Source organism: Wolbachia pipientis (assembly GCF_023661085.1).
Taxonomy (GTDB): domain Bacteria; phylum Pseudomonadota; class Alphaproteobacteria; order Rickettsiales; family Anaplasmataceae; genus Wolbachia.
Map to the genome: position 1 here is coordinate 1 of NZ_JAHDJT010000029.1, position 11,389 is coordinate 11,389.

Annotated in this window: 8 protein-coding genes; 5 read left to right on the forward strand and 3 right to left on the reverse strand. The window is 35.5% G+C overall.

Going from position 1 to position 11,389, the window contains the following annotated elements; genetic code table 11:
* Positions 1-189: 189 nt before the first annotated feature.
* Both DM84_RS01980 and thyX read left to right on the forward strand, forming a co-directional pair.
* Positions 190-1,566, forward strand: coding sequence for a UDP-N-acetylglucosamine 1-carboxyvinyltransferase (locus DM84_RS01980; protein ID WP_250778065.1), 1,377 nt, complete (start codon positions 190-192; stop codon positions 1,564-1,566).
* A 9-nt stretch (positions 1,567-1,575) separates the two neighbouring features.
* On the forward strand, positions 1,576-2,439 hold the full coding sequence (gene thyX / locus DM84_RS01985) for an FAD-dependent thymidylate synthase (RefSeq protein ID WP_250778068.1): 864 nt from the start codon (positions 1,576-1,578) through the stop codon (positions 2,437-2,439).
* 231 nt (positions 2,440-2,670) lie between these two features.
* Here the strand turns inward: thyX and DM84_RS01990 are convergent, their stop codons facing one another.
* Positions 2,671-5,922, reverse strand: a complete 3,252-nt coding sequence (locus DM84_RS01990; protein WP_250778070.1) for a collagenase — start codon at positions 5,920-5,922, stop codon at positions 2,671-2,673.
* Between the two features lie 167 nt (positions 5,923-6,089).
* Here DM84_RS01990 and priA point away from each other — a divergent pair, with 167 nt between their 5' ends.
* Together priA and DM84_RS02000 are read left to right on the forward strand one after the other, a co-directional pair.
* Entirely contained in the window at positions 6,090-8,048 is a 1,959-nt protein-coding gene (gene priA / locus DM84_RS01995; protein ID WP_250778072.1) for a replication restart helicase PriA, read from the forward strand.
* A 147-nt stretch (positions 8,049-8,195) separates the two neighbouring features.
* Positions 8,196-9,017 (forward strand): ankyrin repeat domain-containing protein, encoded by an 822-nt coding sequence (locus DM84_RS02000; protein ID WP_250778074.1) that lies wholly within the window; start codon positions 8,196-8,198, stop codon positions 9,015-9,017.
* Between the two features lies 1 nt (position 9,018).
* On the opposite strand, the gene hisS is transcribed toward DM84_RS02000, so the two are convergent.
* Together hisS and DM84_RS02010 are read right to left on the reverse strand one after the other, a co-directional pair.
* Positions 9,019-10,281, reverse strand: a complete 1,263-nt coding sequence (hisS, locus tag DM84_RS02005; RefSeq protein WP_250778076.1) for a histidine--tRNA ligase — start codon at positions 10,279-10,281, stop codon at positions 9,019-9,021.
* Complete coding sequence (locus tag DM84_RS02010; protein ID WP_250778078.1) at positions 10,278-10,850, reverse strand: NifU family protein; 573 nt, start codon at positions 10,848-10,850, stop codon at positions 10,278-10,280. Before DM84_RS02010 ends, hisS begins: the two co-directional genes overlap by 4 nt.
* A gap of 169 nt (positions 10,851-11,019) precedes the next feature.
* Between DM84_RS02010 and DM84_RS02015 the strand changes: the two genes are divergently transcribed.
* Positions 11,020-11,271: a DnaJ domain-containing protein gene (locus DM84_RS02015; protein WP_250778080.1), complete on the forward strand. Its 252-nt coding sequence runs from the start codon at positions 11,020-11,022 to the stop codon at positions 11,269-11,271.
* The last annotated feature ends 118 nt before the right edge of the window (positions 11,272-11,389 follow it).

An 11,389-nucleotide genomic window follows, 5' to 3' on the forward strand; every position in this document is an offset into this window, starting at 1 on the left:
CATTTCGACACAAAAGTAAATAACTAGCCACCACGGGGCTTCTTTTGCTTTTTTTCTCGTTTGGTAAATTTCTTAAGCCAAGTGAAACTGGAAAGCGTTTGACGCTGGCTTACTATACTCATCAAGAGGCTATGTTTGCCTTTTACTGCCAATTCACTATACTTACTCGGTAAGATCTAGTTTGATTAGATGCATAAAATATTAGTAAGGAATAACCATAAACCTTTAGTTGGGAAAATTAAGGTTAATGGTTCAAAGAATGCTATTTTACCAATAGCAGCAGCAAGCCTATTGAGTAGTTCTTCAGTAACTTTGCATAATGTACCTGATCTAATTGATGTGCATCTGATGTCTGAGCTGCTCGAAAGTCTTGGAGCAAAAGTAAACTTTATGTACAACAAAGATTATAAAGCAAATCATACTTTAGAAATTAACTGTAGCAATATTAACAATCATGTGATACCACATAAAACTGCAAATAAACTGCGAGCATCTTTTTTAATGCTAGGTCCAATGCTTAGCAGATTCGGTAAAGCGAGAACAGCATTTCCTGGTGGGTGCAACATTGGAAAACGACCTGTCGACATGCACATCAAAGCGTTAGAAAAAATGGGGGCTAAAATTGAAATTGACGGCTGTAATATAATTGCAACGGTGAAAGGAAAGCTACAAGGGAGAGAAATTACATTTGAAAAAATAAGCGTTGGTGCAACGGAGAACATAATAATGGCAGCAACACTTGCAGAAGGAATAACAATAATAAACAATGCTGCAACAGAGCCAGAGGTTCTAGATTTAATAGAGTTCTTGAAGAAAATGGGTGCTGATATTAATATTCATGATAATAAAATAGATCTCTCTGATGTCATTCCAGTGCGTGACGCTGGAATCCATGATAAATCCCAGTGTTACGCTACTGGGATGACAAAGAATTTTGCAAGAGGTCTAATAACAATAAAAGGAGTTGAGACATTAAATGGATGTGTCCACAAAATAATATCAGATCGCATAGAAGCCGGTACATACGCACTAGCTGCCATAATAACTGGTGGTAAATTGATGTTAGAAGGAATAAATCCATCTGATATAAGATGTATTGCAAATGAATTGGAGGCTATAGGAGCTGTGGTTGAGCTGTATGACAAAGGTATTGCTATTTCTAGAAAAAATGGCTCTATTAAATCTGCTAATGTTATAACAGATTCATACCCTAACTTTCCTAGTGATATGCAGCCACAACTGATGTCTGCAATGTGCGTCGCTGATGGGATATCAGTAATTGAAGAAAACATTTTTGAAAATAGATTTGCACATGCAGATGAATTGAGAAAGTTAGGTGCTAACATCAGCATCGAGAAAAGCAAAGCTATTATAAATGGAGTAAAAAACTTGTCTGGAGCTGATCTATATGCTACTGATTTAAGATCAACGGCAGCCTTAGTGCTTGCTTCTTTGGTAGCCAGTGGGGAAACTACAATAAATAACTCACATCATTTATGGAGAGGGTATGAAGCAATGCACGAAAAACTAAATTCGTGTGGAGCTGATATCTCTATTTCATCTTGAGGATATTTTATGAACGAGGAACGTTATTCAACCAAGAGAATTACAGTAAAAGAAATAGATGAAATTCTATATGAGGAACATAAGGTATTAGATCATGGATTTATTCGAGTAGTAGATTATATGGGCTCTGACAGCGCTATAGTTCAAGCTGCTCGTGTTTCTTATGGAAAGGGAACAAAACAGATAAGTCAAGATGAAGCGCTTATAAAGTATTTAATGAGGCATCACCACACAACTCCGTTTGAGATGTGTGAAATTAAGTTTCACGTGAAACTTCCAATTTTCGTTGCAAGACAATGGATAAGGCATAGAACTGCAAATGTGAATGAGTATTCGGCAAGGTATTCAATACTTGACAATGAATTTTACATACCAAAGCCAGGACAGGTTGCAAAACAATCTGATAATAATAAACAAGGCAGTGGTGAAGCTTTTGACTCACATGCATCGAAAGAAATAATAGATTCTCTGATAAGTGACTCTAATTTAGTGTATTCTCATTATGAGAAATTTATTCAGCAGGGGCTTGCAAGAGAAATTGCTAGAACCAATCTAATGCTTAATTACTACACGCAATTTTATTGGAAGATAGATCTGCATAACCTTCTTCATTTTTTGAAACTTAGAGCTGACAAACATGCTCAGTATGAAATTAGAGTCTATGCAGAAGTTATGTTGAATATAATAAAGAAGTGGGTCCCAATGGCATACAGCGCTTTCGTTGAGTATTGCTTAGAATCGGTTTGTATTTCAAGAACTGGTCTAGAAGTAGTCCGCAAATTAGTTAAAGGAGAAAATGTTACTAGAGAAGAAAGCGGAATTGGTAAAAGGGAATGGGACGAGCTGATGTTGATACTCGATAAGAAACCTTGAAGATAAAAATCTGTCACATAGTTGTTATTTACATAGCGCGTGATGTATATCTGTACGAAACTTCAAGGGTGTTATTCCAGCGCGTGACGCTGGAATCTAGTGAAAAAAAAAGAATGGATCCCAGTGTCTGGGCACTGGGATGACATTCTTCTGATTGGAATGACAGAAGATTATGCAAAAATCCTAATTTCTTATAATTCTCGTCCGCTAAGTTGAATCTAGCTCTTTATATTACACTAACTCATCACTTTTATAGAACATCTCATTAAAATCACCTAAAGTTCCAAAATCCTGATCTTTGATAAATAGATGATTATCAACAACATATGCTTTATCAAGAGTAAATGGTTCGTAATGATGGTTGTGAGCTAGACTAACAATTTCGTTATATAAAATCATAACTTGCTCATAGTCATATTCTTTGCTCACATGGTATTTGTTACGTACGATATCATAAAAGTTCTTTACATCGTCATATGTCACTTGCAATTCCACCTTATACTTTCCCGTTTCAATAGGTTCACCTATCTTTACCTTTAAAGGGTGCTTTGGGTCGTCTTCTTCTTTATCATCTTTCATACTGTCTATAACACTTGTTATGACAACTTCTTCCTGTTTATCCTCATCTTCTTCTAGCGATCTTTTACTCCTTTTTCTTTCCTCATTAGTAAGGTGTTCAGTTTTATCCTCTTGCGTACTTGATACTTCGTGTTCACGCTTCAGGTACTCTTCACCACTCAATTGAACCTTGACCCACTGTTTAAACTCTTGATCATAATCTTTCAACTTAGCCAAAAAATCCTCAACTAATTTATTACCTTGAGGTCCATTTGTACCATGTGTAGAGAGACTCTTTAGCAAATTATCGATCATATCTGGGTGTTTATCTTCAAGAAATTCTATCACTTGTTCAGCATCTGAATGATAATGGTCCCCTTTATTATTTATAATATTATTGCGTAGTATCTCATCTGGTTTGAGATCTTTATTTCTTATTGCAATTAAGGCCTCTTTATCTCCGTGATCATTGACATGCTGACCGTCTTCCAAACTTGCCATATAGTTAGCAATTCCTTCATGCATAGCTTTAGACAAAACACTACCCGTGCCATAATAGGAATTAATGACGGTTAAAGCGTGTCCCAGTTCATGTTTTAAAGTTTTACATGAGTCATTGAACTCATCCTGCAAGTAAAAACAAACATGAACATCTGAACCGCGGCCCTGAAGCGTCAAACCGGAATTACCTTGATAACCAATACTCAATTCTTTTAGATAATTTTCGTAGTCACTCTTTGTATTAAATATGAAGATGTTGACTTTATTTGGTATATTGTGCCAAGGTTGAGAATTATTAATGCCAAATGCTGAGTCAAAATCTTTTATAGTACTCTCGATGGTATTTTTTATACTACTCAGTTTGCTCTGAGTTAATTCCTCATTATCATATTTTATATTTATTTGAAGCTTGTGTTCGCCGAGAGTCATAACTTCACTATCTGGTACAAGATCTTCTATAATTTTATTGCCACTTTTTACATCCATCCACTGCTTAAATTCTTTTTCAATTTCTGAGTCATCTAAAAGACGCTTGAATTCTGATATTGCTTGTGCTCTACCAAAAGGTGTTGTAGTAAGCAATTGCTTGATAAATTGAGGATGTTTTTCTTGCAAGAATGTTACCAAGCAATCTGACATTCTATAGTCGTTAGACATACTTGCTATTTTATACGGTGTATCATACCCAGATTCCTGCATTTTACTGTATGCTTTTTTTGTGTAATGCATATCGCGAGCGCTTTCCTTTTTAGCTGCATCATAGCTCCACATGAAAAGCTTCATACCAGTGCGTAAAACTTCAGGTACTTCATTGAGATTGCCAGTGGCGTATTCAAGAAATGCATCGCTCATCTTTTCCATTAAAATTTTAGACTTCGCACAAAGTAAGCTATTTACATCTCCAATAATGAAGGTTTTTGCTATCGTACCGTCATTTTCATGTGCTCTTACTGTTCCACCACCCCATAATTCGTTATGGTTTTTGCCACCCGAAAGTTCCTTTATATGAGCTTTGTAATCGTCATAATTTTTCAGCACATAAAGGTGCAATTTTACTGGATCACTATGATTGCTTTTTTGTGAATAGAAATTTTCAGACCAAGCCTCATAAGCATCTTTTACAGTTTGCTTTATATAATCAGGTGTGTAACTAGTTAGCTCACCATATTTTACTTCTATCGTAAGCTTATCGTTTATTATTACACTCTCTTTATTTGGAAATAGCTTTTTTATTAACTCCTGCGGTACAGAATTTTCTTGAAACTCCACAGTCGTTGATTTTTGGTTCTCATTTTTTGCTTGTGAGTTATTACTACCTTTCATATCACTATCGTCCTCCTCAATTGCTCTTTTCTTTCTAGACTTGGCTCCACTTTCTACTACAACTTCTTCGTTCATTTGCTCATTATCAATTATAGCTTCAGTATCTGATCGACTCATCCAACCATCATTTCTCTCTAGACTATGAGATAATTCTTCAGATAACTTACTATCACCATAATACTGATTCTTAGTGCTTAAGTTGCTTGCATAAGAATTGAAGTCAAACATTGGATAAAATCCACTATCAAGATCAGAATAGGAACTCTCGTTCAGCACAAAAAATAAATCGCTGTAATTGAGCAGCATATCATAACCAGAACTAACACAATGTAGGTACTCACTGCCTTCATAATCTGCTATATAGTATTTACTCGAATCGAGAGGTATTTTACCTCCTTTCTCCCCATCAGGTTGTAAAATTACTGCTGAACGTCCATCACCTATATCATGACCTTTTATCACTTTAAATATTTTGATCTCATCTTTTTCTATAAGTTCTTTTAACTCTTCGTTCTTTTGATTTAACTCTTCTTCCCTTTGTCTTTCTTCTTCCTTTTCTCTTGCTAATCTGTCCGCTTCTTCAGCAGCTTCTTTTTGCAGTTGTAGAAATACATTTTGTAATACATCTTGTGTAGCTAAGTTGTTTTTATTGCTTAGTAATTTATCTAGTATCTTCGACACGGTTGACAACAATTCACCATGACCATCAAATACTTTTTCCTTTGCTTTATCGTAGTGACTTGGGTTATAAATTACAGCTAGAGGATAAAAACCATAATCTGCGCTTGATACATCACTAGATGATAGTTCCATTGAAAATCCGTAGTGATTGAGTGAGAGGTTAGAAGCTAAATACCTACTATTATCATCTCTAACATATAGCTCGTCTCGATATGCATATTGATTTTCATAAATATAAAATTTTTCAGGATTGAGATCTAGGTGGCTATCTAGGTTATCAAACTCAACTGCATTGCTGAGCTTTTCACGCAAAAGATTTTTGCTTTCATCTGTAAGCTTTATACGTGCAGAAAAATAATATTGGTTTATAGGCTCACCTCTTTCTATCTCGAAGTTCAAAGTAATCTTATCGTCAACCATCAATGGCCTCCATAAATTATATAAATCTATTAATTTATCAATTATATGGTATGTACTATGAAAAATATGTTAAATATTAAGATCTTTTTTCTGTGTATAGTTTTTCTAATTCATCTATATTGTTAAAGGTTACAGACTCATAAAAACAGTGCTAAACTGAGACTGCTATGACAAAGACAGTTGACGTATTACTACCACTGCCAATTGATCAGCCATTTTCATATGCAGTTGAAGAAAACACTGAAATTTCAATTGGGGATTACGTAGTAGTGCCATTTGGCAAAAAACGCTTGATTGGAATAGTTTGGAAATGCAGTGACAAGAGTGATCGAGAATTAAAATTTATCGAGCAAAAGATCAATCTACCAAGCGTTAGACCAAAATTGATCGCATTTGCAGAGTGGGTTGCACAATACAATTTAATACCTATTGGTATGCTTGCAAAAGTAATAATGGGAGGGATGTTAAAAGTAAACCAAATAGACAAACTGGTTTGTGTTGAAAAAGATCAGGAGATGAGTGAAATAGGTTGCCAGTTAAGCCATGAGCAGCAGATAGCTAGTGACAGAATAGCAAGCAATTTGAACGAATACTCAGTGACTTTGCTTGATGGTGAAACAGGATCTGGGAAAACGGAAGTTTATTTATCTGTGATTGCGAAGTTAGTTGACACTGTAAACGACGCTCAAGTTTTAATTCTCCTGCCCGAAATTATTTTAACTTCACAATTGGTAAATCGTATTCGCAGTCAGATATCAAGAAACCTAGCTCAGTGGCATTCGGGGCTCACTCCAAGAACTCGCAGGAATAACTGGCTTGATATAGCAAATGGAAATGTACAAATAATTATTGGGGCACGATCAGCGCTTTTTTTACCTTATAAAAACTTAAAATTGATCATCGTTGATGAAGAGCACGATTCATCTTTTAAGCAAGAACAGGGGATTATATACAATGCTCGAGATATGGCGATAATCTTAGCCAAAATTGAAAACATTCCAATAATTCTGTCATCAGCAACTCCACTGCTTGAAACGATTCACCATGTCAAAAGTGGGAATTACAATCACGTGAAGTTAGCTAAGCGATTTGGCGGTGCGGAATTGCCACTCATTAAAGTAGTGGACATGAGAAACAACAAACAATGGATTTCCGATGAGCTTTTCGAGTGCATAAAACAAACCATAGAGAAAAAACAGCAGGTTATGCTTTTTCTAAACCGCCGAGGGTATGCGCAACTTGTAGTTTGTAAAAAGTGTGGATACAAAATTTCCTGCCTAAATTGTGCTATTTGGCTTACATACCACAAGAAAAAGAACGCCCTTTTGTGCCATCATTGTTTTTATCAATTAAAGCTCCCAGAAAAATGCTCTAATTGCCAAAGTGAGCAGTCGTTATCCCTTTATGGTGTAGGAATTGAAAGGTTGCTTGAAGAAATGGTCAAACTAATACCAAACGCAAAAACTTCGATTATAAGTAGCGATCAGAAGTCGGTTAGCAACGTCATTGACTTAGTGTTAAAGGAAGAGGTGAATATTATAATTGGCACACAAATAATTGCTAAAGGGCACAATTTTCCTAAATTGACCTTGGTTGGTGTGATAAATGCGGATTTGAGCCTCGAAAATTCTGATCTGAGAGCAGCAGAAAAGACATATCAGTTATTGCACCAAGTTGCAGGGAGATCTGGAAGGTTCAACGAAAAAGGGACAGTAATAATACAAACCAATAACCCTGAAAGCTTGATAATAAAAGCATTGCAGCATCAAAAGAGGGACGCATTTTATGAAATTGAACTTAAGTCAAGATGCGGAGCAAAAATGCCACCGTTCAGCAGGCTGATAGCACTTATAATTTGTGGTAAGAATCAGATTGCAACACAAAAAGCAGCAAATGAAATAGCAAGATTCTTGCACAACCAATGTTTAAAAGAATTCGAAATTCTTGGTCCATCGCCAGCATCAATAAATTTCTTAAATAATAAATATCGATATAGGATATTGCTAAAGATACACAATAAACATAGTCTATCCATGCAGAGAAAGCTGAAATGCTGGATTAAAAGTTGCAACTTGAGTTCGAATATTGCTATAACAATAGATGTTGATCCTGTGAGTTTTTTTTAACAGGTTTGTTGCAGAACGTTAATTTAAAATTGGACAACATCCATAGAAACTATCACAAATTATATTAATTTTTTAACCAAAAGCTTGACTTTCAGCAGAATTTATTGTATTATTAATAAATAATATGATCAAAATAAGGAGGATCGTATGACTGATGGTTTAAATTTAATAATTCGTGAAATAAAAGATGGTCAACAAAGAATTGAAGACCTAAAGTCTTTCCTTCAACCAAAAACAGTTAACGAAACACCTACTGACACAAAAGAGATAACTGTTGATAGAAGCACGTTTGCACTTGCTTTACAATGCTCTAAAACTACAAAAGAAGCGGTAATACACGAAATTCTGCTTCATTTTGTGCAAAGTCTCGATAAGCAACCACTAGAAGATGTGATGAAACATTTGGAAAAAGCTATAGGAGATAGGATGTATGCAAAAAACAACCCAATAAGCAACCCAAACGAAGAGTTTCGCACTCACATGAACTTTAAGGGTAAAGGAGGCAATACATTATTGCACCAAGCTGTTATAGATAATAACACTCAGGCAATAGAGGTCCTTTTTAACTATGATATCAATCCTTTGATAAAGAACCAAAAAGATGAAATTCCATTAGATTTAGCTCAAGGAAAAACAAGAGAAACGCTTGTTAAAGGTATGAAAAAACAAGCTGACTCGAAGAAATGGAGCGCTGCATGTAGTAGTTCATTTGGCGTTATACCTGGCGTTTTTCTTAGTGTTGGACTAAGCGTTGGTAGTGCTTTAGCAGGTCCTTCGATGGCTATCATATTGGGCGCAGCAGCAGTATTTACTCTCGTTGCTGGAATAGCGGTCGGACTAGCTATATATTTCTTAAGTCATGACTATAAACAGGCTAAATCGATAGAAAAGGCGATTAATTCTGAGCTGTCTTCTACGCTCACAAATGGTAAAGAAGCGTCTGTGACTGCGGGTGGAGTAGGGCCATAACCTACCAAAACCTGCTCTTGCGGTTCTGACCATACACTTGATGAATGCTTTTTATTATATTATTGCGGGCAATCGTTTTTTCTTCACCTAGATCCATATCTTTAATCTTTAAAGTTTTGCTGCTCAGTTCTTCATCACCAAAAATAAGTGCAACTTTAGCATCCGCTTGATTTGCTTTTCTCATTCGGGTTTTGAGAGTTCCGCTATACTCATAGATTACATATAAACCATTTCTGCGCAGCTCATTTGCAAGTGTCAGAGCATGCTCTTCAGCCTCTTTGCCAATAGGAATTAGACAAACAGCTCTTTCCTCTTTCACGAGATAGTTGGTCAGTTCCATTACGCGCTCAATACCTCCTGCAAATCCTATTGCCGGAGTATGCTTCCCACCTACTGAAGATACTAGATTATCATATCTTCCTCCTGCAAAAACTGCTCCTTGGCTACCTAAATCTTCTGTGACGAATTCAAACACTGTGTGGCAATAATAATCTAAACCTCGGACCAATTTATCATTTACAGTATAAGGTATATCAAGAATTGTTAATCCATTTAGTATTTGCTCAAAGAAACTCAAGGACTTTTTTGTATAATAGTCACTGATTTTAGGTGCACCAGAGATTATTTCTTTATCTGTCTTGTCCTTGGAATCTAATATTCTGAGTGGGTTCTTAATCAATCGATTTTGGCTATCTTCTGATAGGTCGTTTTGAAACTTTTTAAAATATGATATTAAGGCTTCTCTATACTTACCTATTGTTTCACCATCGCCCAAAGAATTAATTTCCAGCCTTACATTTTTATCGATACCAAATTCAGTTAATAGATGCTGAGCAAGTGTAATCAATTCAATATCGGCTTTTGGATCTTCTACACCGAAAGCTTCAAAATTTATCTGATGAAATTGCCTTTGCCTTCCCTTTTGCGGTCTTTCATAGCGAAATGCAGGCCCTGTCGAAAATAATTTTATTGGTGTTTGCAGTTTTTTTTCAACCAAAAGCCTGACAACCGCTGCGGTGAACTCAGGACGTAAAGTTATGCTCTTGCCCCCTTTATCATTAAAGGTATACATCTCTTTATTGATGATATCTGAGCTATCACCTAAAGTTTTTGTGAAGACTTCTGTATATTCAAATATTGGAGTTTCAACAGGTAAAAAGCCATATAAACTTGAAATTTCGCTCGCTGTTTGTTGAACATATTTAAACCTATACCATTCATCAAACAGAAGATCTTTTGTTCCTCTAACTGTTTGATTAATCATAGTATAGTTTCTATACCTGAAACTTCTGGTATGTGATAGCACAGCATATTTTGCACTCCTTGCTTGAGAGTAATTGCAGCACTTGGACATCCAGAACAAGCTCCTTGCAGCTCAACGTAAACTATTCCGTCTTTATAGCCACGAAATTTGATATCACCACCATCTTGAGCAACTGCAGGTTTAATATAGCTTTCCATCAACCCTTTTATCCTGTTTACAATTTCTATATCACTTTCATCAAAAAATTCTTCTTCTAGTGTATTATTATCATTCACCCCTTCCTTATCAAGTGCTTTTCCACCAGAAGTAAAGTGATCCATAATCGTAGTTAAAATTTCCACTTTTAATATGTCCCAATTAATACCATCTGGTTTTGTAATTGAAATAAAATCATGACCAAAAAATACTCTCATCGCATGTTCTATTTGCAAGAGATTTGCTGCTAGTTTAGAATTTTTTATTTCATCTGCATTTGAAAAATCAGCCGTTTCTCCTTCGTTTAAAATTGCAAACCCAGGAAGAAATTTTAGCGTGTTTGGGTTTGGTGTTTCTTCAATTTGAATGAACATGTTGTTTACCACGACGACTATAATTGTTACTATTTAATCACAAAATGATAAAAAAATATACATGTCATTCATCTTTTTTCTTTTTTTGATATTCATAGTAATTACTTTTGTCTTGCCTAGCGTTGTTGTATTTTTTCTCTTCTTAACAAAAAGAAATAACACAGGTTTCATGGTGAATTCTATACTGAGTAGATTTTTGAATGAATTTAATGGCAGTAGAAGTTATACTAAAAATGAAGCCGGTGATAATATGTCCACAGATGAGGCACTAAAAATATTGGGTCTAAATTCTGAAGCAAACAAAAATGAAATCAATAAAGCATATCAAAATTTAATGAAGTTAGTGCATCCAGATAAGAGAGGCTCAGAATACTTTGCACACAAGTTAAATGCAGCACGTGATAGGTTGCTGAGGAGATAATAAATTCCTTGCACGGCCTAAGCAGAAAAAAAGCAAAAGAAACCCCGGTCGGTATTTATTTTCAGTATTGGCGTTTTTATGCCTTAAACGCTGCAATTTAGCTGCTTTTGAAGGCAAC